The sequence below is a fragment of the Chryseobacterium cheonjiense genome (assembly GCF_012927265.1).
Lineage (GTDB): Bacteria > Bacteroidota > Bacteroidia > Flavobacteriales > Weeksellaceae > Chryseobacterium > Chryseobacterium cheonjiense.
Map to the genome: position 1 here is coordinate 139804 of NZ_JABBGF010000002.1, position 20349 is coordinate 160152.

Annotated in this window: 18 protein-coding genes; 9 read left to right on the top strand and 9 right to left on the bottom strand. The window is 37.0% G+C overall.

Annotated elements, in window-relative coordinates:
* Nucleotides 1–3 precede the first annotated feature (3 nt).
* From HHL20_RS11110 to HHL20_RS11120, 3 genes are read right to left on the bottom strand one after another with little or no spacing between them, the layout of a single operon-like run.
* A complete protein-coding gene (locus HHL20_RS11110; RefSeq protein WP_169231284.1) occupies nucleotides 4–801 on the bottom strand; it encodes a DUF4129 domain-containing protein in 798 nt (265 codons plus the stop codon).
* Nucleotides 794–1756 carry a DUF4013 domain-containing protein gene (locus HHL20_RS11115; protein ID WP_169231285.1) on the bottom strand — a complete coding sequence of 321 codons (963 nt, stop codon included), beginning with the start codon at nucleotides 1754–1756 and terminating at the stop codon, nucleotides 794–796. The genes HHL20_RS11110 and HHL20_RS11115 overlap by 8 nt, the downstream gene beginning before the upstream one ends.
* Nucleotides 1740–2723 carry a stage II sporulation protein M gene (locus tag HHL20_RS11120; RefSeq protein WP_169231286.1) on the bottom strand — a complete coding sequence of 328 codons (984 nt, stop codon included), beginning with the start codon at nucleotides 2721–2723 and terminating at the stop codon, nucleotides 1740–1742. The genes HHL20_RS11115 and HHL20_RS11120 overlap by 17 nt, the downstream gene beginning before the upstream one ends.
* 27 nt (nucleotides 2724–2750) lie before the next feature.
* Here HHL20_RS11120 and HHL20_RS11125 point away from each other — a divergent pair, with 27 nt between their 5' ends.
* Nucleotides 2751–3500, top strand: coding sequence for an RDD family protein (locus HHL20_RS11125; protein ID WP_169231287.1), 750 nt, complete (start codon nucleotides 2751–2753; stop codon nucleotides 3498–3500).
* Nucleotides 3501–3648: 148 nt separating this feature from the next.
* Nucleotides 3649–3939 carry a GNAT family N-acetyltransferase gene (locus HHL20_RS11130; protein ID WP_169231288.1) on the top strand — a complete coding sequence of 97 codons (291 nt, stop codon included), beginning with the start codon at nucleotides 3649–3651 and terminating at the stop codon, nucleotides 3937–3939.
* Here the strand turns inward: HHL20_RS11130 and HHL20_RS11135 are convergent.
* From HHL20_RS11135 to smpB, 5 genes are all read right to left on the bottom strand, one after another.
* Nucleotides 3928–4899, bottom strand: coding sequence for a glycosyltransferase family protein (locus HHL20_RS11135; RefSeq protein WP_169231289.1), 972 nt, complete (start codon nucleotides 4897–4899; stop codon nucleotides 3928–3930). The two genes, HHL20_RS11130 and HHL20_RS11135, sit on opposite strands and share 12 nt — an antisense overlap.
* Nucleotides 4896–5723 carry a UDP-2,3-diacylglucosamine diphosphatase gene (locus tag HHL20_RS11140; protein WP_169231290.1) on the bottom strand — a complete coding sequence of 276 codons (828 nt, stop codon included), beginning with the start codon at nucleotides 5721–5723 and terminating at the stop codon, nucleotides 4896–4898. Before HHL20_RS11140 ends, HHL20_RS11135 begins: the two co-directional genes overlap by 4 nt.
* 121 nt (nucleotides 5724–5844) lie before the next feature.
* Nucleotides 5845–6585 (bottom strand): YebC/PmpR family DNA-binding transcriptional regulator, encoded by a 741-nt coding sequence (locus HHL20_RS11145; protein ID WP_169231291.1) that lies wholly within the window; start codon nucleotides 6583–6585, stop codon nucleotides 5845–5847.
* A 94-nt stretch (nucleotides 6586–6679) separates the two neighbouring features.
* On the bottom strand, nucleotides 6680–8164 hold the full coding sequence (locus HHL20_RS11150) for an OmpA family protein (protein ID WP_169231292.1): 1485 nt from the start codon (nucleotides 8162–8164) through the stop codon (nucleotides 6680–6682).
* A 77-nt stretch (nucleotides 8165–8241) separates the two neighbouring features.
* Nucleotides 8242–8700, bottom strand: a complete 459-nt coding sequence (smpB, locus tag HHL20_RS11155) for an SsrA-binding protein SmpB (protein WP_169231293.1) — start codon at nucleotides 8698–8700, stop codon at nucleotides 8242–8244.
* Nucleotides 8701–8889: 189 nt separating this feature from the next.
* Here smpB and HHL20_RS11160 point away from each other — a divergent pair, with 189 nt between their 5' ends.
* The 7 genes from HHL20_RS11160 (at nucleotide 8890) to HHL20_RS11190 (ending at nucleotide 18381) form a co-directional block, all read left to right on the top strand.
* Complete coding sequence (locus HHL20_RS11160; protein WP_169231294.1) at nucleotides 8890–10512, top strand: ABC-F family ATP-binding cassette domain-containing protein; 1623 nt, start codon at nucleotides 8890–8892, stop codon at nucleotides 10510–10512.
* A gap of 80 nt (nucleotides 10513–10592) precedes the next feature.
* Nucleotides 10593–11966 (top strand): alpha-amylase family glycosyl hydrolase, encoded by a 1374-nt coding sequence (locus tag HHL20_RS11165; RefSeq protein WP_169231295.1) that lies wholly within the window; start codon nucleotides 10593–10595, stop codon nucleotides 11964–11966.
* 80 nt (nucleotides 11967–12046) lie between these two features.
* Nucleotides 12047–13759 (top strand): single-stranded-DNA-specific exonuclease RecJ, encoded by a 1713-nt coding sequence (gene recJ, locus HHL20_RS11170; protein ID WP_169231296.1) that lies wholly within the window; start codon nucleotides 12047–12049, stop codon nucleotides 13757–13759.
* 4 nt (nucleotides 13760–13763) lie between these two features.
* Nucleotides 13764–14348: a nicotinate (nicotinamide) nucleotide adenylyltransferase gene (gene nadD / locus HHL20_RS11175; protein ID WP_169231297.1), complete on the top strand. Its 585-nt coding sequence runs from the start codon at nucleotides 13764–13766 to the stop codon at nucleotides 14346–14348.
* Nucleotides 14349–14436: 88 nt separating this feature from the next.
* Entirely contained in the window at nucleotides 14437–14775 is a 339-nt protein-coding gene (locus HHL20_RS11180) for a DUF3817 domain-containing protein (protein ID WP_169231298.1), read from the top strand.
* Between the two features lie 330 nt (nucleotides 14776–15105).
* The gene (locus HHL20_RS11185; RefSeq protein WP_169231299.1) at nucleotides 15106–17403 is read left to right on the top strand and encodes a TonB-dependent receptor domain-containing protein; all 2298 of its coding nucleotides are present in this window, start codon (nucleotides 15106–15108) and stop codon (nucleotides 17401–17403) included.
* Between the two features lie 129 nt (nucleotides 17404–17532).
* Nucleotides 17533–18381: an alpha/beta hydrolase gene (locus HHL20_RS11190; RefSeq protein WP_169231300.1), complete on the top strand. Its 849-nt coding sequence runs from the start codon at nucleotides 17533–17535 to the stop codon at nucleotides 18379–18381.
* Between the two features lie 30 nt (nucleotides 18382–18411).
* Here the strand turns inward: HHL20_RS11190 and HHL20_RS11195 are convergent, their stop codons facing one another.
* On the bottom strand, nucleotides 18412–20169 hold the full coding sequence (locus HHL20_RS11195; RefSeq protein WP_169231301.1) for a discoidin domain-containing protein: 1758 nt from the start codon (nucleotides 20167–20169) through the stop codon (nucleotides 18412–18414).
* Between the last annotated feature and the right edge of the window lie 180 nt (nucleotides 20170–20349).

The following is a 20349-nucleotide window of genomic DNA, read 5'->3' on the forward strand; positions in this document are numbered from 1 at the left end:
AAGTTACGGTTTAAAAGATTGATACTGGGTTTTAAATTTCTGATAATCTTCTTCAGAGATGATGAATTCTCCATACCATACATAATCAAAAATGTATGAAAGCCGGAAAAATTCAGCCGTGAGGTGTGGTGCCTTTAATTCTGCCAGATAATCTTTATTGGTTTTTTCCGGGTTCCAGGTAATCAGTTTTTTATCGCTGAGCTTTTTTAACACAAATAAAAACTGGTACCGTACTGCAGAGCGGAAATCACCCGATTTTTCAAACTTCAGTATACTTTCCGGGAAATTGATCTCGTGGATATTTTCGTGCAGTTCTTCGTCTTTGAGATCAACTTTTTTATTCTTCTTTCCAAAAAGGAAATTCCCATCTTTACCGATGAGGTATTTAATGATAAAGTACAACAGGAAGCCCACGAGTAGAATTACAAACAGGCGTATAAGTATTCCCGCGACATTACCGGAATTTGTAAAAACGGTTTCTCCAAAAATACTGTTTAGGATCTCCACAATTTTTCTCATGAGTTTTTCCCATACCGACATTCTTGGTTTCGTCGTTGTATAATCGAAATCTTTCCCTTTGTATCTTGACGGAACGTTTTCTTTAAATTTCTTAGGATATACCGTATTGTCCGTAATTGGTCTTTTCAGCAATACAGAGTCTGCCCGGTACATATTTTTATAATGTCCCGTACTGAGAGAGTCTATATAGACTTCCGCAGCCGGCGGCGGATCATCCCCGGTCTGTGCATGAATATATCCCGCAGATGTAAAAACCAGTAAAAAGATAAAAAGCTTATTCATTGATGCCAATGGTATCTATTTCTGCAAGCTCCATTTTCTGATGAAGATCTGTGCGGCTGTCGTAATACATTAATCCCGAGTTGATGTACAACACATTCATCAGCAGGGTTGAGATAATGGAGGAAATTCCGTATATCACAAAAAACAAAATCCCGAAGCTCCCTTTAAAAGGATCACTTTCAAACTGAGCATCCGGCGCCGTTGTTGACAGCTTCATAAAAAACAGGATCATCGGAACAGATGAAAAGAATATGCTCACAATATAAAATAATACGGTCATGATAGTAGTTGCTCCCCAGTATTTCCAGTAGGGAGATTTTTCCCTTCCGTTTGGATAAGAAAACTGCGACCGTACAGCATAACTTAGCGATTCAAAAAAGCCTCTTTTCCCATTAAAATAATCGAAGCAGAGAAAGATGATTATATTCAGTAATGTTGGGCCTACAAAAAGCATCAGCACCAAACCGATGATAACAAAAATAAGAATGTAAGAGATCCCAAAAATCACAAATGCAACCGGCAATACTAAGAATGTTAACCCAAAATAGGCGGCGGCTAATTTTTTTCCGTTCGATTTGAAGTCGCTGAGGAGATCGTCTGCTTTAATATCTGTTTTCCCTTCCGCAATTCTTTTCATGTAAAAAACAGGAAAGAGAAAGTTAATGGTCATCAATGCTGTTGAAAGAATGAACAGTAAAACACCGCACAGAATAAGCATTCCCAGATTATCGTTAAGGAACTGCTCAAAGTAATAGCTCTGCCCTCCCATAGTGGAGCCGAAAAATGCCCCCAGGAATTCCTTATATCCGAAAATGATGACTACCACCATCAGGATCAGCAGCAACCCGTTCAGAAGGATGAAATTTTTAAAATAGTTTTTACCGTATAATTTGAAAAAAGTAAAACTATCTGTTATAAACGTCCCAAAATCTCTCTTTTTATAAAACTGCATCATTTATCTGGTTATTAATTTTCCTGTTAACAATGGAAGGATATATGAAATAGTAAAAGCCGATAACGACCAATGATCCGAAGATGATGATCAGGTTTAAGGATAAAGGCATTTCCAGCGCATGTCTTGTGACATATCCTTCGATAATTCCGGCACAAACCGTAAAGGGAACCGTACTCAGAAATATTTTAAACGAATCTTTAAATCCGTTTTTAAATGAGTTAAATCTTGAAAACGTGCGGGGAAATAATATGGACGCTCCGAGAATAAGTCCGCACATGGCTTCTACCACCATGGAAAAGATCTCAAAAACACCATGAAGCCATATTCCTCTGGCACTATCCTGCAATGCGCCGTAATCATAGAAGAAATACTGGAAAGATCCCAGCATTACGCTGTTTGACAAAAGTGCCCACAACGTTCCCACGCCGCCAAAAATTCCGTAAATATAAAGTTTGGCGCCCACACCGATGTTATTGAAGATAATCCCGATGGTGCTGCCCCAGGTAGATCCGCTCTGGTAAACGCCGACTGCGTTTCCGTTTTTGATATTTTCGATAGTCTGGTTCACATAGTCTTCTCCTAAAATAATTTTGGCAAAATCTTTATCGTAGACCGCAGAAAGCGAACCGATCAGGGTAAATAAAGTGAAAAATAAGAAAGCATAGCCTAAGTATCTTCGGTACTGGTACACAAGCAAAGGAACTTCTGTCTTAAAGAAGTACAACAAGCGGTTCTCTTCTACTCTTTTTGTTTTATAAATTTTCTGAAAAATCTGTGAAGACAGATGATTGAGATAAACTGTCGTATTGCTTTTCGGGTAGTAAGTCTGCGCAAAAGAAAGATCGTTGACGAGATTAATGTACAGCGAAGAAAGGTCATCAGGATTTTTTTTAATTTTCCCCTGGATAACCTGTTCGATTCCCAACCATTTTTCTTTATTTTGTTTAATGAAATAAACCTCTCTCATAACTATAAGGCTAAAATAATAAAAATTATGTCTCAAATTGCGATTAATACTTCACAAAATGTAAATATTAATTTCAACATTGCCAGTGTTGGAGACCGGATCATTGCTTTCTTTATTGACTTCGCGATAAAGGTAGCATACGGAATCGCCGTTCTGTATACGTTCTTCACGATTCTTAATCTCGGTTATTTGCTGCAGGGCCTTGATCAATGGTCTATTGGTGCGGTGTATATCATCCTGCTTTTTCCTACACTTGTTTATCCTGTGGTTCTTGAAAGTCTTATGGAGGGGCAGACTCCGGGAAAAAAGGTTATGAAAATACGTGTCGTAAAAATAGACGGCTATCAGGCGGGATTCGGGGATTACCTGATCCGCTGGGTTTTCAGAATTATTGATACTTCTTTTGCAGGCGTTGTAGGACTTGTATCTATGGTTGTCTCTAAAAACAATCAGCGTTTGGGAGATATTGCTTCTGGAACGGCTGTCATTTCTTTAAAGAATAATATTAATATTTCCCACACCATTTTAGAAAATATTAAAGAAGATTATATTCCTACATTTCCTCAGGTTATTGCATTAAGTGATAATGATATGAGGATCATTAAAGATAATTATATAAAAGCATTACGCATTGACGACAGACAGGTTATCAGCAAACTATCTGATAAGATCAAAAGCATTCTGAAGCTGGAAATAGATCCTACAAAAATGACGGAAAGACAGTTTATAGGAGTTATTATCAAAGATTATAATTATTACACGGGGAAAGATAGTTAAAGTGAATGGTGAATTTTGCTTTTGCAAATGAATAGTAAGTTTCATGAAATAAATTGATAATTCATAATCATCAACTATCTTTATTGATGTACATCAAAAGTTTCGCGGTGCAGTTTTTGTATTTTTACTGTATACAAAAACGTAGATTATGAGATTTGAAAATAATAAATCAGGGAACGGCGGTGTTATTACTTTAAATAATGAAATCAAGGAAGTCGGACGGTTAACCTATACTATTTTTCCGGAAGATCATAAACTGATTATTTCTTTCGTTCTGGTACATCCGGAATTTGAAGGCCGCGGAATGGGGAAATACCTGGTAGAAGAGGCCATAAAGTTTGCCAGAGAAAACCAATGGAAGGTATACCCTCACTGTTCGTATGCAAGATCTGTGATGATGAGAATGCGCGATGTTGATGATGTTTTCTTACAGCGTTAAAACTTCTTTTACAAGAATTTCTTCAATATCATCCGGATAATCAACTTTCAGATGATGATCTGAGGCTACCCAGCTCAGAATTTCTTCAGGCTTTAAAACTTTAGAGTTGGGAATTCCCATTCTGTCTAAAGCACAGGCGTTACATTCCTGCTCATATTGATTATGAATCGGGATCACGAACAATTTTTTATCCATAAAAAGTGCCTCTGCGGGAGTCTCAAAACCTGCGTTGCAAAGAATTCCGTCGCAGTTTTCAAAGCTTTTGAGATATTTAATTTCATCAATAGGAAAGATCTCCACATTTTTTTCTTTGTATTGAAGCTTTGAATACTTAGAAAAAACTTTCCATTTAACCGGAATTTGCTGTAACACTTTGATAATATTTTCATCCGAAAAACTTGGAAGATACACCAGATAAAAACCTTTTTTATCGGGATTAAGATTTCTGATCTTTCTTCTGATTACAGGCTTTTTAATTTGAGGATGGTAATTTTCAAAATGGAAGCCTATTTTCCTGTCGCTCGGAACATAATATTTCAAAACCAGATCACCAAAGAAATCTTTCTTTTCAGGTCTTGGCGTTTCTTTAAATAACATAGAAGCCTGATGGCTCAGTTCAATCATCGGGAGGCTTTTCAGTTTACAGGCCCATCCGGTAATCGGCTCATAATCATTAATGATAAGATCATAACCCGAAAGGCTGATTTCTTTAATGGTCTTAAAAGCTTCCAGAAAATGATTATCTGTAAAAGTTTTCCGATACGAGAGACCGCCTGTTTTATTATACAACAATGAAATCCCTTTATGTTGATAATTAACGTCAAAATCAGCCTTTAATTGCGACTGATGACCACTGATCAGTGTTTCGACCGAGGCATATTTTTTCAGAATGGGAACAATCTCCTGCGCCCGGGCGATATGTCCGTTTCCTGTTCCCTGAAATGCATATAAGATTTTCATTTCGTAAAATTGGTTACTATTTTCAAAAGGTCATTGCTGTTAATATCCGGGATTTCATCAGTATTGTCGTCTTTCAGCAGATGCTTATGGTCTTCATAATAAAAGATCTTCCATTCATTATCATGATATTCCAGAGCGGAAAGATTCTCGATCCAGTCTCCGGAATTTAGATAAATGCAGGAACCCTTTTTATTAACCACCTCCCGGATCTGCGGCTGATGAATATGTCCGCATACTACATAATCGTAGTGATTGTCAATAGCCAGCTCGGAAGCGGTCAGTTCAAAATCCCCGATATATTTGACGGCTTTCTTCACGTTATTTTTAATTTTTTTGGAGAATGAATATTTTTCTTTCCCCATCTTTTCTAAAAACCAATTGACGATATTATTGATTACAATTAAGAGGTCATAACCTTTTCCACCGAGTTTGGCAATCCATTTTGAATGCTGAACCGAGGCGTCAAAAACGTCACCATGGAAAATCCATGCTTTTTTATCGTTAATGTTTAAACAGATTTTATTGCAGACTTTAAGCTTACCCAATTCGAAGTCAGTAAACTTCCGGAACATCTCATCGTGATTTCCGGTGATGTAGTATACATCAGTATTCTTTGTAGCAAATGAAAGGATTTTTTTAATTACCTTCAAGTGAGGCTTGGGAAAATAAGATTTTTTGAATTGCCAGATATCGATGATATCTCCGTTCAAAACGAGTATTTTGGGCTGAATAGAATTGAGATACCTCAGCAATTCTTTAGCCTTACATCCATAAGTTCCCAAATGCACATCCGATATTACAACCAATTCAACGTTTCTTTTCATAGTTTTATGCAAAGAAACTACTTGAAAATTAACTGTATATGAATGTTATATTATTTTTGAGTATTAAAAAACCTCACAGGTTTTAAAAGCCTGTGAGGTTTGTATGATATAATTTCAAATATTAAAGAGTATTCATCATCTCTTCAGAAACCTCCATATTATGGTAAACATTCTGTACATCGTCATCATCCTCGAAACGCTCAAGCATCTTCATATTTGCTTTAAACTGCTCCTCGTTTACTTCTTTAGTAGTATTGGGAATTCTCTGAAGTTCGGCACTTTTTGCCTCAATTCCGAGCTCATCCAGTTTATGTGACAAAGACCCGAAATCTTCGAAAGCTGTGGTGATCATTACTTCTTCATCATCTTTTTCAACGTCTTCTGCACCTCCGTCAATCATTTCCATTTCGAAATCATCCCAATCCATTTTAATCTGGGATAAGTCAATAGTGAAAATTCCTTTTCTATCAAAAATGAAAGCTAATTCCCCGTTTTTACCTAGGTTTCCATCAAATTTATTAAAAACAGCTCTTACATTGGCAACAGTTCTTGTCGTATTGTTGGTCGTGCATTCAATAAAAAATGCCACACCTCCCTGACCATATCCTTCGTAAGTGACCTCTTCGTAGTTTTCAGCATCTGCACCACTCGCTTTTTTGATGGCTCTTTCTACATTATCCTTAGGCATATTGGCACCTTTCGCATTCTGGATACACCTTCTTAACGCAGGATTCGATTCCGGGTCAGGACCGCCGGCTTTTACTGCTAATGCAATATCTTTACCTATTTTAGAAAAAGTTTTAGCCATCTTATCCCATCTGGCCATTTTAGAAGCTTTTCTATATTCAAATGCTCTTCCCATTTTATTTTTAAATTTTCAACAAAATTAATTAAAAGTGAACGAAAAAAAAATACCCCCAGATGACTGGAGGTATTTATATTTAGAAAAATTTTAATTATTTTTTCTTTTTAACTACTTTTTTCTTAGTAGTTTTCTTAGCTGGAGCTTTTTTCACTGGAGCATCTTCATAATCTTTCTTCTTCATAGCATTCCATTCGTTCATATCTTCGATAGGAATTACTTTTACGATTCTATCTTTTTGTCTTTCAGCATCAGAAGCCGTAGCAGGTACAGTAGCTTTTGCTTTACCAACACCTACAGATTTAAGAGCATCAGCATCTACACCTCTCGCATCTAAAGCAGCAACTACAGCAGCAGCTCTTTCTCTAGATAATTTTAAGTTGTAAGCTTCAGATCCTTTAGCATCTGTTCTACCTTCAAGTACATAATGACCACCGTCAGTCTTGATGATATTAGCAGCTCTATCTAAAGCAGGTGAAGATTCAGCTTTGATTGTTGCTTTGTTGAAATCGAAGTAAACATTACCGAATTCTCTCTCAACTTCTTCAGCTGTTTTTGTCTTAGGCTTAGGACATCCGTTGTATTCTGGAAGACCTGGAACTGTAGGACAAGCATCATCTTTATCTAAGATACCATCACCATCTGTATCTGGCCAAGGACATCCGTTGTTTTCTGCAGGACCTGCAACTGTAGGACAAGCATCATCTTTGTCGATTACACCGTCACCATCTGTATCTGGCCAAGGGCAACCGTTGTTTTCAACCGGACCAGCTACGTCTGGACATTGATCGTCTTTATCTGGAACTCCATCACCGTCTGTATCAGGACATCCCTGGAATTCTGGTAATCCCGGAGTATCAGGACATAAATCGTCTTTATCTAAGATACCATCTTTATCTCTGTCTCTGTTTCCAAATCTGAAGTTTAATGAAGCAGAAGCTTGCCAGAAGTTAGCATAGTTTGCTTTATCACCAGGAGTAGAAACATAATCACCCTGAACACCTAAACCGAAGTTTTTAGTTAACCAGAAATTAATACCTGCACCAGTAGCAACTGCAAAGTGGTTTGCTTTACCATTTTCGTTACCATTGTCTCCATTACTGATTACAGCTCCGTTAGCATCTGTTCTTGGGAATGTAAGAGAAGTGTAATCGTGTCTAAGGTAGTTAGCACCAACTCTTAAATACGGATCGAACCAAGATTCTTCATCCCATAAAAGACCTGCAGCTTTTGCCTGGAAACCAAGACCTGTCATCAACATGAATTCTTTACCCATGTTAAATCTCTTGTTTTCAACATTACCTACAGTAGTTTGCCAGTCGATAACCAAACCTTTACCTACGTTTCTAGCAACAGTAAGTTTTGATAATGGCGGAGTAATAGAGAAGTTGTTCATATTGAACATTGTCTTCGTCAAATTATTAGCAGAGAACGTATTACTGAAGTTTTCTCTCTGTGCCATATGGTTTTCCGCGTGAGCACCAACCCCGATCATCCACGGATTGTTGGTAGTCTGAGCGAACACAGTAGAAGCGACAGTAAGCGCCAATGCTGAAATTCCTAATTTTAGATTTTTCATAGAATTAAATGATTAAATAATTGATAATGCAAAATAAATATAATTTTTCTTTATATACAAAGTTTTTCCGATGATTTTTAACTTTTCTTTAATATTCTGTCGAGGTTCCGTTTGTTTTCTCTATCTTTAATGCTCTCCCTTTTATCAAAGAGTTTTTTACCCCTTCCCAACGCAATTAAAACCTTTGCTTTTCCCTTATCATTGATATATAACTTTAAAGGTATGATGGTATTTCCTGCATCCTTTAATTTCTTTTCCAGCTTTTGCAGTTCTTTTTTGTGCAACAGCAATTTCCGTTCCCTTTTTGTCTTATGATTATAAAATGTGCCTAATTTATATTCATCAATCATCATATTAATGATGTATAATTCCCCATCAATAAACTGACAGAAAGATTCTGCAATAGAAGCTTTTGAGGAGCGCAACGATTTTATTTCCGTACCTGTAAGTACCATTCCCGCTTCGTATTCTTCAATAATTTCGTATTCGAATCTGGCCCTTCTGTTTAATATATTGACTGTCTTTTCTATTTTCATCTCGAATTCGTCTGATATCTGTATTGAATAGGAATTTACCCTATTATTTATTAAGCTGCCCTTATGGGCTCTATATAATTTAAGTAATGAAATATATAAAAAATACCTTACATTTAAAAACCTGACTATTACATTATTGCGAAATACCCAAATTCTTTTCGTATTTTTGCGCCAAATTTACAAAACTATATGTTAACAGTATCTAACTTATCTTTACAATTCGGGAAAAGAGTTCTTTTTGACGAGGTAAACATTATGTTTACGAAAGGAAACTGCTACGGGATTATCGGAGCAAATGGTGCAGGAAAGTCTACATTCCTTAAAATATTGACCGGAAAACAAGATCCGACAACAGGACACGTATCTTTGGAACCTGGAAAAAGAATGTCTGTTCTTGAGCAGGATCACTTTGCTTACGATCAATATACTGTTCTTGAAGCGGTTTTGAGAGGAAACAAAAAATTATTTGAAATAAAAGAAGAGATGGACGCGCTTTATGCGAAAGAGGACTTCTCTGATGAAGACGGAATCAAGGCAGGAGAATTAGGTGTAATCTATGATGAAATGGGAGGATGGACTGCAGAATCGGATGCACAGACTATGCTTTCTAATGTTGGTATTACAGATGATATGCACTGGCAGATGATGAGCGAGCTTGAAAATAAAGACAAGGTAAAAGTTCTTTTGGCTCAGGCGCTTTTCGGGAATCCGGATGTACTTATTCTGGATGAGCCTACCAATGACCTTGATATCGATACGATTTCATGGCTGGAAGATTTCCTTGCAGATTATGAAAATACGGTAATTGTTGTATCTCACGACCGTCACTTCTTAGACACGGTTTGTACTCATATCGGTGACCTTGATTATGCTAAACTTAACCTTTACACAGGTAACTATTCTTTCTGGTATCAGGCTTCACAATTAGCAACAAGACAAAGAGCGCAGGCCAACAAGAAGGCGGAAGAGAAAAAGAAAGAACTTCAGGACTTCATCGCAAGATTCAGCTCTAACGTTGCAAAAGCGAAACAGGCAACTGCAAGAAAGAAAATGATCGATAAACTGAACATCGACGACATTAAGCCATCTTCAAGAAGATATCCTGCCATTATTTTTGAAATGGAAAGAGAAGCGGGAGATCAGATTCTTGATGTAAAAGGCCTTGAAAAAACGAAGGACGGAGAATTATTATTCTCTAACATCGATTTAAACCTTAAAAAAGGTGATAAAGTTGCCGTTCTTTCTAAAAACTCATTGGCAATCACAGAATTTTTTGAAATTTTAGCGGGAAATGTTCAGGCTGACAAAGGAACTGTAGCCTGGGGAGTAACAACTACTCAATCTCACATGCCTTTAGATAATACAAACTTCTTTCAGGAAGACCTAAGCCTTGTTGACTGGTTAAGACAATTCACTAAAAACGATGAAGAGCGTCATGAAGAATTTGTAAGAGGATTCTTGGGAAGAATGCTTTTCTCGGGTGATGAAGCCTTGAAATCTTGTAAAGTACTTTCGGGAGGTGAAAAAATGAGATGCATGTTCAGCAGAATGATGCTTCAGAAAGCCAACGTCCTTTTGCTTGATGAGCCTACCAACCACTTAGACCTTGAAAGTATCACGACGTTGAACAACTCGTTGTCTAACTTCAAAGGAAACATCTTATTGGCTTCTCATGACCACGAAATGCTTTCCACGGTCTGTAACAGAATCATCGAACTGACTCCAAACGGAATTATCGACAGAGAGATGACTTACGACGAATACCTTGCCGATAAAAGGGTAAAAGAATTAAGAGAGAAAATGTATTCTTAAAATACATTCAGATAAATTACAACAAAGCGTTTCTTTCCGAAACGCTTTTTTATTTGTAGCTTAGAGTAAAATATTAATCTATGAAAAAAATATTTTATCTATTAGTATTACTGTACTTTGTCAATGCCTATTCACAGACACAAGACCCCCGACACCAGCCTAAACCTTATATAGAAATTACGCATCCTGAATGGACAAAAAATGCAACCATTTATGAAGCGAACATCAGACAGTATACCCAGGAAGGAACCTTTAAAGCTTTCGAAAAACATCTGCCCAGACTCAGAAAAATGGGAGTTGATATTATCTGGCTGATGCCTATTCATCCTATTGGTGAGCTTAACAGAAAAGGAAAATTGGGAAGTTATTATTCTGTGAAAGACTTCAAAGGAATTAATCCTGACTTCGGAACCATGCAGGATTTTAAAAATCTTGTAGACAAAATCCATTCTTTAGGAATGCATGTCATTATTGACTGGGTAGGAAACCATTCTGCCTGGGACAATCCTTTAGCAAAGGAGCATCCGGATTGGTACACCAAAACAAAAGACGGAAAATTTCAGCCAACACCGTGGTATGATTGGGATGATGTGATTGACTTTGATTACAACAATCCTGATTTCAGAAAATACATGACTGACGCCCTGAAATTTTGGGTAAAAGAAACGAATATTGACGGGTACAGATGTGATGTTGCAGGTTTCATTCCCGTAGATTTTTGGGAAAATGCAAGAGCAGAACTCGATCAGATAAAACCGGTCTTTATGTTAGCCGAATGGGAATCCCGGGATCTTTACAAAAAATCTTTTGACATGACTTATGCCTGGACGCTTTGGGATAAAATGAAGCTTGCAACCATTGAAGGTAAAGGAGCTCCGGCTCTTTTTGAATATATGGCGCACGATGTTAACAGTTTTCCTTACGATTCTTACCGGATGACGTTTACCGATAACCATGATAAAAATTCCTGGGAGGGAAATCAGTATTCCAATTTCGGAAACGGATTGGAAGCGGCTATGGTTTTTTGCAGCACTGTTAACGGAATGCCATTGGTTTATAGCGGACAGGAAGCCGGTTTAGATAAAAGTCTGGCTTTTTTTGAAAAAGATTCTATTCACTGGAAAGAACACAGGTTTTACAGAATTTATGAAACTTTATTTAATCTTAAACATAAAAATCAGGCATTGTGGAATGGAAAATGGGGCGGAGAAATGGTAAGAGTACACAATGACAATATGAATAATGTGCTGTCATTTTACAGAGAAAAAAATAATGATGCCGTTTTACCGGTCATTAATTTTTCGGATAAAGAATCTGCCGTAAATCTTGACACCAAAGATTTTAAAGCAAAGTATACAGACCTTTTTTCCGGAAAGTCGTTTCATATTGACAATGATAAAACCAATTTTAAAATGAAACCCTGGGAATATATAGTCCTTGTAAAATCAGATTAAAAAGTTTATAAAAACAAGATCATTTGATTGATTAACATTCTTCGTTACTTTTTAAAATATATTTTCCCTATTTTTGTGAAATGAGTCAAAAATGGATTTACAAGCCTGAACCCGATGAGGAAATTGTGGATGGACTAAGTTCGTCTCTTGGTTTTGGAACTTTTGAATCTAAACTCCTCGTACTTAGAGGAATTGACAATTATCAGAAGGCCAGAGAATTTTTTAAACCGAACCTTACCGACATTCACAGCCCGTTTCTGATGGCAGATATGCAAAAAGCCGTAGAGCGCATTGCCACTGCGATTGAAAACGGAGAAAAAATATTGGTGTACGGAGATTATGACGTGGACGGCACTACTGCCGTTGCACTGATGTATCTGTACCTCAGCAAAATTGTTCAGAAAAAGTATTTAGACTATTATATTCCCGACAGGAATTCTGAAGGGTATGGAATTTCCACCGAAGGAATTGATTTTGCTAAAGAAAACGGCTTCTCTCTGATCATTGCTTTAGACTGCGGAATCAAAGCATTAGATATGATCAGTTATGCCAAAAGCCTGGATATTGATTTTATCATTTGCGATCACCATTTACCCGGTGAAGAAATTCCCGACGCTGTTGCCGTTCTGGATCCTAAAAGAAGCGACTGCCGCTATCCTTTCAAGGAACTATCCGGTTGCGGAGTTGGTTTTAAGCTTTGCCAGGGCCTGAATACTATTTATAAACTACCGGAAGCCGACCTGTTTGAGCTTACCGATCTTCTGGCCATTTCCATTGCCGCAGATATTGTTTCTATGACCGGCGAAAACAGAGTTTTTGCTAAAATGGGTCTGAAAATTCTCCGTAAAACGAGGAATTTAGGCTTACGATTACTGATTCCTGATGAAAAACTTTCTCATTTTGAGATCTCCAATATTGTTTTCGAGATTGCTCCGAAGATTAATGCAGCGGGAAGAATTTCACACGGCAAAGCAGCGGTTGAGCTCATGGTTTCTGATAACCTGAAACATGCCCATCAGATTGTCAGCGACATCATGGACCTTAATGATGAAAGACGTGAGCTGGATATGAATTCTACGCTTTCTGCCTTGAATCAGATTATCGAATCTCAGCAGGAAACAAAATATACGACCATCGTCTATCATCCGGAATGGAATAAAGGTGTGATCGGTATCGTAGCATCAAGATTAATAGAAACCTATTATAAACCAACTCTTGTATTTACTGACGGAAACAATGGTGAGATGGTTGCTTCCGCAAGATCCGTATCAGATTTTGATGTTCATGAAGCATTGGATATGTGCTCTGAATATTTCCTGAAATTCGGAGGTCATCATGCCGCGGCGGGACTTTCTATGGAAAAGGAAAAATTTGATGCATTTAAGGAAAAATTCGAAAGGGTGGTTTCCGAAAAAATAAAAGAACATCAGAAGGAACCTTCCATTACGATTGATTCTGAAATTCAGATTGATGATATCAACAGGGAGTTCATTAATTTCCACAGAAAGCTGGCTCCTTTCGGACCTCACAATATGAAGCCAATCCTGGCTTTAACCAATCAAAAGGTTTCCGGATATATTAAAACAATGGGAAAAGATAACAACCACCTGAAATTTTATATAAGACAGGAATCTACCGGAAGAAATATTGAATGCGTTGGCTTTAAACTGGGCCAGTTTGCAGATGACTTCAGAACAAAAAGTTTTGATCTCGCTTTCACACTTGAAGAAAATCACTGGAAAGGAAACGTGACGCATTATCTGAATATTAAAGACGTGAAATTCAGGGATTAGAGATATGAAGAAAATCGGTCTTTTTTTCGGCTCATTTAATCCTATCCATATTGGCCATCTGATTCTGGCGAATTATATTCTGGAGCATTCGGATATGGATGAACTTTGGTTTGTGGTAAGTCCGCAAAATCCTTTTAAAGAGAAAAAATCATTGCTGAAAGATCACAACCGTTTGGATATGGTGCAGCTTGCCGTAAAAAATTATCCTAAAATGCGAGCTTCGAATGTAGAGTTTTCTTTACCGCAACCGAGCTATACCATCGATACGCTGACTTATCTTCATGAAAAATATCCCGATTATTCTTTCAGTTTAATTATGGGTGAAGACAACCTCGAAAATCTCCATAAATGGAAAAACGCGGATACATTGGTTAAGAATCATCACATCATCGTATATCCAAGGGTATATGAAGGCTATAAAAAAGATTCTGATCATTTGCAGCATGAAAATATTTCTTTAATCAAAGCGCCTGTTATTGAGCTTTCTGCAACAGAGATCCGGAATATGATTAAAACCGGGAAAAATGTACGCCCGATGCTTCCTCCTGAAGTTTTTGAATATTTGGACGGTAGCAGTTTTTATCAGTAATTTTGTCTTGTTTATGGCTTAATGAAAGAAGATGGATGCTTGAAGTTTTCTGATTTAGTTCTTGATTTCTAATGATTAATAAACAATTATGAATTTCATCGAAAAATTTTTCTCAAAATATCCACAGGAAAGAGTTATCAAATGGTTTAGAAATATCTGCCTGGCAGAAGCCGTTTCCTGGTTTTTTCTTTTCTCGGCAATGATCTGGATCCGAACCAATCCTGAAGATATTTTCCCCATTGTTTACATCAGTACGATAGGGAGTCTCCACGGCTTATTTTTTACCCTTTATCTCTTTTTTTTGCCTGCTATCAGAAAAATATTTGCGTGGGATGATGAAGACAGTGTTTTCTCACTGATTTCAGCCTTTTTTCCTTTCGCTACCATCTGGATCGATAAAAAACTTGCCCGGTTTGACAGAGAATAAAATTTATAGGATCTTTTTAAGATCCTTTTTTTTTGCAATACACTTCAATAAAGAGATTATATAATCAAATCTTTAGCTGACTTTTCCATTTCTTTTTCTATTTTTTTAATTCATGATGTAACATTTTTTTTGCCTGAATTGTCTTTAAAGTAACAAAGTCAATAGAAATTAAAATTTTAGCTAAAATTTTACACATTGTAAATCAATTAGTTAATATTATTTTAAAAACATTTTAAGTACTTTGTATTGCAAGATACTTAATTTATTATATATCTTTGCAATGTTAAATAATAACAAATACAAGCTATTAAACTCTCAAAACATCACAATATGAAAACGACCATTCTTATTGCAGCTATATTTTTCAGCGGACTGACCTTCGCACAGGAAAAAAAACAAGACAGTGTAAAAACGAAAAGCATCGAAGGGGTAACTTTGACAAAACAGGTTTTTAAAAAACAAAGTGACCGTTTTGTGTATGACGTTGCAGCATCTCCCGTGACGAAAGGAAATAATACTTTTGATCTTCTGAAGCAGACTCCACTATTGTCTACAACCGATGATAAGACATTGAAAATTGCAGGAAAAAACAATGCCCTGATTTTCATTAATGGCAGAAAAACCAATATGGATGCGGAATCTTTAACGCAGTTCTTAAAAAACACTCCGGCAGAAAATATTCAGAAAATTGAAGTGATCACGGTTCCCGGAAGTGAATATCAGGTCGAATCTTCCGACGGGATCATCAACATTGTTCTGAAGAAAAAAATGAGCGACGGCACAAGCGGAAACATGAGAATGTCTAACTCTCAGAATAAATACAATTCCAGCAACGCAAGCTTCTCGGTAAATTACAGAAAAGATAAGCTGGGAATTAATGCGAACCTTAGCGGCGGAGAAAATATTAACCCACAGTCGTACGTATTGAAAAATGGTACCGATAAGATGCAGAATGAATCTGTGGGGAATATAGATGATCCCAATAAAAACCTTGGAGGTTACTTAAATATTGATTACCAACTCAATGATAAAAGCAATCTGGCTTTATCATGGAATTCGTGGGCCAATAAAAGCTACAATTCGACAATCGATTTGTATAATACACTCACACAGCAAAATGATAAAGGAGTAATAACCACTACTCACAGCTGGACTAAAAATAAAGAAGACGCGAGAAATTACAATAATTCAGTCAATCTAAACTATGAAATAAAGCTAGATTCTTTGGGCAGTAAATTCAATGCAAATGCCGCTTATCTCAACTATAAGAGATTTCAGTTTTCTAATAACAATACTTTGGTGTATGATAAAGACCAACAAATTGTAGTAGGAAAAACCATTACTCAGAATATTCCGCAGATCATCAATAATTTCTCAGGAACTGTCGATTATATTCAAAAGTTTAAAAATGATTTTACATTTTCTGTAGGAGGAAATTTTAATAAGACAAAAACCGACAATGATACTCAGAACAACACCTACCTCTTTGTAGATGCTAACGGGAATCATATTCCGAATGTGCAGGCAGCCCCGGATTTTAATCATTTTATTTACGATGAAAATATTTATGGTGCTTACATGACTTTTGAAAAGAAGTTCTCTGATAAGTTTTCCGGGAAAGTGGGAGCGAGATATGAAATTACAAACAGTCTTGGTACTGCAGATAGTCCTACAAATAAAATAGAGAGCCAGAGGCATCAGAGAATTGAAAGAAACTATAATAATTTTCTTCCCTATGTAAGCTTTAATTACGCAATTAACGATAAAAATAATATTTCATATTCCTTTTCAAGCAGAATGCGTAGACCAAGTTTTTGGGAACTTAATCCTGTGAGAAACTATATTACAGATTTTAATTACACTCAGAATAACCCTTTTGTAAAAGCTTCCTCAACGTACAACCAAGAGCTTACTTACATGTATAAAAATTCTTACTTTCTAATCCTGAATCATACGTACGTAAAAGATCAGATCACCCAGGTTCCATTGCAGGGATATGTTAAATCAATAGATGGCCAGATCGGTTCCCAAAATGCACTCCGATATATCAGAACAAACTTTGGCGACAAGCAGGAAATGTCTGCCATGCTGGGAATTCAAAAGTCATTATTTAAACAGTATCTAACACTTAACTTCAATGCCGGAGTACAGCACAACGTTAATAACGGAACATTAGCCGAAGATCCTACGACGGGAGATACTTTTGTAGATAAAGACGGAAATCCATTAGTGTACAGAAATAATATAAAGTCAACAAGCATTGTCATCACCAGTAACAACACCATCCGATTAGACAAAAAGAAAACTTGGTTTCTAGGTGTTAATTACTTCTATGTTGACAAACAACAAATCGAACTTGGAATGCTGAAGAGACTGATGAGCCTTGACCTCAGCATCAAGAAAAACTGGAACGACTGGACTTTTGCGGTAAACCTGAATGATGTTCTTAGAACCAATATTGTGGAAATTGAAGATTATCAGGCTAACGGAAATTATAATTATATAAAAAACGACATGTACCGAAGAAGTGTTACCGTAAGCCTTACTTATAATTTCGGAAATCAGAAAGTGAAAAAGGTAAGAGATATCGAAAGCGCTTCCGATGCAATTAAAAACAGAACAAGATAACAATCATTTCTTCATATATATTATTTTTTGTGGTAACTCACCGTTTTTCGGTGGGTTTTTCTTTTAATTTATATAAAAAAGCATGATAATTGCAGCTGACTGGAATGATACATACAATTAAATAATCAAATGAAGAAATACTTAATCATCGCGGAAATTCTGCTTCTGCTATTTCTTACAAGCTGCCAAAAGACTATTGATCTTGGGAAAAATGCTTCTTTTAAGATTGAAAAAAATGTATCGTACGGAAAAGACCCGGAACAGAAAATGGATATCTATCTTCCGGAAAGCGGGACAAAAAATAAAGAGGTGTTTATCATCATTCATGGCGGCGGCTGGCGTGGCGGAAGAAGATCCGAGCTCACCAGTTTCACTTTTGATCTCATGAAAAAATTTCCCGGAAATATTTTTATCAATCTCGATTACCGATTGGCTTCGTCAAACCGTTTTGCAATTCCTGATCAGACAGCCGACATTAAAAATGCCATAAATTATTTAGAGAAAACTTTAAAAATTAAACCGCGATATATTCTTCTCGGAAACAGTGCCGGTGGACATCTGTCTATGCTGTATGCTTATAAATTCGACTCTGATAAAAGGGTGAAAGCAGTGATTAATATTGTCGGTCCTGCAGATCTCAATGACCCCGGGTTTAAAAATTACGACGATTATCGCTTCCTCGAAAAACATCTTATTGATCCTAAAATCGCTGACCGTAAAACGACCTTGATGGATTTTGGCAGCCCTATATATTGGATTAGCAATGCTTCTGCGCCTACTATTTCTTTCTACGGCAATAATGATTATGTAGTCCCAATTTCGCAAATGAAAATTCTAGATTCGGTTTTAACAGATCATAACGTATATCATGAGTCCTACGAATTTAACGGTAATCACACCGGTTGGGAAAAAGATAACAATGCCACATTTCTGATCCAGAAAATAGATGGTTTTTTGAAAAATGTGGGTAAAAAATAAGCGCCGTGAAATCTCAAAGCGCTTTATCATTTATTCAGACTTAAAAACTTCAGATCTTTCCGAAACGCCGTTCGCATTGAATGCTTCGATCTGGAAATAATACGCATCCGCTCTGTCGGCTCCGGTAAAGAAATATTCATTTTTTCCGTACACCATAATGCTTCCGTATAATTTCTCAGGAGATTTCCCCCAATAGATTACATATCCGTCTGCATCGGAATTCTGTTGCCATTTCATCCAGATGCTTCTTCTTTCACCATACTTTTTAGGATCAGAACGTAAAGGCACAAAATTTTGGACTTTCCCCGGAACCGTTCCCGCTCCTTTTCCAAACACCCGGAATCCGCTTAATGCAAATTTCCCTGTCGGCATTTTTAAGTTTTCCATTTTAAGGAATCTTGCTTTCGCAGGTTTTTCAAGTTCTACATAATCGTGCGGAACATCTTTCGTGTTTTTGCTTTTATCAACAATAACATTCCACTTTTTACCGTCGTTGGAACCGTAAATTTTATACTGATGCATTTTACCTAAAGTTTTGCCCATAAACTCAACATCCTGATCGGCATAATTAATCTGAATGGCATTAATGGTAGAAACTTCCCCTAAATCCGTCTGAAACCACTCTCCGGAATTGCCTGTTTTGGCGCTCCAGTAGGTTTTAATATCTTCATCCACCGCGTAATTGGAATGATATCCTCCCAACGTTGATGAAACCTGAACAGGCTTATTATAATTCAACAGCATCCAGCCTGCAAAAAGTCCTTTTGAAAAATCTTTTCCTTGTGCATACTGCGGAAGATACGTTGGATAATCTCCATACGCTGTGTTGCAATACATCACATCATCTTTATCAAATCCGGCGGGCCAGATTCCCAGACGTCTTTCAAAATTGTTTTTGGTGGAAATAAAAATGGTAGAGATATGCCACCAGTTTTTGTAATTATCTTCAAAGGTAGCACCGTGTCCTGCTCCTCTTGCAAAACCTCCCGGCTTGTAAGAAAATGGATTATGCTGTTGGTATTCGAAACCTTCCAGTGGTTTGCTGCTCACATACACTCCATCGGAATATCCGCTGAATTCAGTTGCCGGAGCTCCGTACTGCATATAATATTTCCCGTTGTGCTTCGTCATCCACGCTCCTTCCACAAAAGGCTGCAGGAAAACATTATCGTTGTATTCCCCGAATCTTTCCCAGCCATGGTCTTCCGGTTTTAACCTTACAATCGGTTTTACAAAACCTTCCGACTGAAGCGTGTTTACTTTCACCTCCGTTCCCAATAAAGGCCATTCATTACTGGAACCCCAATACAGGTACAGCTTGTTTTTATCTTCGTCGTAGTGAAAGGCAGGGTCCCAGGCTCCAACTTTTAAAGTATCAACGGCAATTTTCCAGTCGTCTTTTGTAGGATTGGTACTTTTCCAGATCGGGAAATCCTGTTCCCATGTGGACCCAAAAACATACAGGGTATCTTTCATAGCCCAAACTGCCGGAGCGTTCAGATCATGGATATATTTATTGTCTCTCAGGAATTTTCTTTTTACGAATTTCCAATCGAGCATATCATCACTGTACCAGTATCCTTCCTGATTGGTTGAAAACAGGAAGAGTTTATTTTTAAAGTTAACAATTACCGGGTCTGCCGTAGCACGGTGTTTACCCTGTTTTGAAAAAACTTCAAACGGAGTATAACCGTAGTCGATATTGATCGGGTTACAAAATGTCTTCTGCTGGGCTTTCAAACCAAATATTCCCAACAAAAGCATTAATGACAAGAGATACTTCTTCATTTTCATACTTTTTAACGTTGGAAACAAAAATAGGCAAGTTTTTTCGGTTCGATAAATCAAATGTCTAAAAGTTTTGCCATTTACAAGGCTTTTGACTCATAGCTTAATTTTTTCAACACAATTATATTTTTAAATAGAAAAAATCTGACTTTATTTCTAAAATCAGATTCTTTGTATTGT

Coding starts and splice junctions, on each gene's coding strand:
- HHL20_RS11110 (WP_169231284.1), bottom strand. CDS start 801: ATGAATAAGCTTTTTATCTTTTTACTGGTTTTTACATCTGCGGGATAT.
- HHL20_RS11115 (WP_169231285.1), bottom strand. CDS start 1,756: ATGATGCAGTTTTATAAAAAGAGAGATTTTGGGACGTTTATAACAGAT.
- HHL20_RS11120 (WP_169231286.1), bottom strand. CDS start 2,723: ATGAGAGAGGTTTATTTCATTAAACAAAATAAAGAAAAATGGTTGGGA.
- HHL20_RS11125 (WP_169231287.1), top strand. CDS start 2,751: ATGTCTCAAATTGCGATTAATACTTCACAAAATGTAAATATTAATTTC.
- HHL20_RS11130 (WP_169231288.1), top strand. CDS start 3,649: ATGAGATTTGAAAATAATAAATCAGGGAACGGCGGTGTTATTACTTTA.
- HHL20_RS11135 (WP_169231289.1), bottom strand. CDS start 4,899: ATGAAAATCTTATATGCATTTCAGGGAACAGGAAACGGACATATCGCC.
- HHL20_RS11140 (WP_169231290.1), bottom strand. CDS start 5,723: ATGAAAAGAAACGTTGAATTGGTTGTAATATCGGATGTGCATTTGGGA.
- HHL20_RS11145 (WP_169231291.1), bottom strand. CDS start 6,585: ATGGGAAGAGCATTTGAATATAGAAAAGCTTCTAAAATGGCCAGATGG.
- HHL20_RS11150 (WP_169231292.1), bottom strand. CDS start 8,164: ATGAAAAATCTAAAATTAGGAATTTCAGCATTGGCGCTTACTGTCGCT.
- smpB (WP_169231293.1), bottom strand. CDS start 8,700: ATGAAAATAGAAAAGACAGTCAATATATTAAACAGAAGGGCCAGATTC.
- HHL20_RS11160 (WP_169231294.1), top strand. CDS start 8,890: ATGTTAACAGTATCTAACTTATCTTTACAATTCGGGAAAAGAGTTCTT.
- HHL20_RS11165 (WP_169231295.1), top strand. CDS start 10,593: ATGAAAAAAATATTTTATCTATTAGTATTACTGTACTTTGTCAATGCC.
- recJ (WP_169231296.1), top strand. CDS start 12,047: ATGAGTCAAAAATGGATTTACAAGCCTGAACCCGATGAGGAAATTGTG.
- nadD (WP_169231297.1), top strand. CDS start 13,764: ATGAAGAAAATCGGTCTTTTTTTCGGCTCATTTAATCCTATCCATATT.
- HHL20_RS11180 (WP_169231298.1), top strand. CDS start 14,437: ATGAATTTCATCGAAAAATTTTTCTCAAAATATCCACAGGAAAGAGTT.
- HHL20_RS11185 (WP_169231299.1), top strand. CDS start 15,106: ATGAAAACGACCATTCTTATTGCAGCTATATTTTTCAGCGGACTGACC.
- HHL20_RS11190 (WP_169231300.1), top strand. CDS start 17,533: ATGAAGAAATACTTAATCATCGCGGAAATTCTGCTTCTGCTATTTCTT.
- HHL20_RS11195 (WP_169231301.1), bottom strand. CDS start 20,169: ATGAAGAAGTATCTCTTGTCATTAATGCTTTTGTTGGGAATATTTGGT.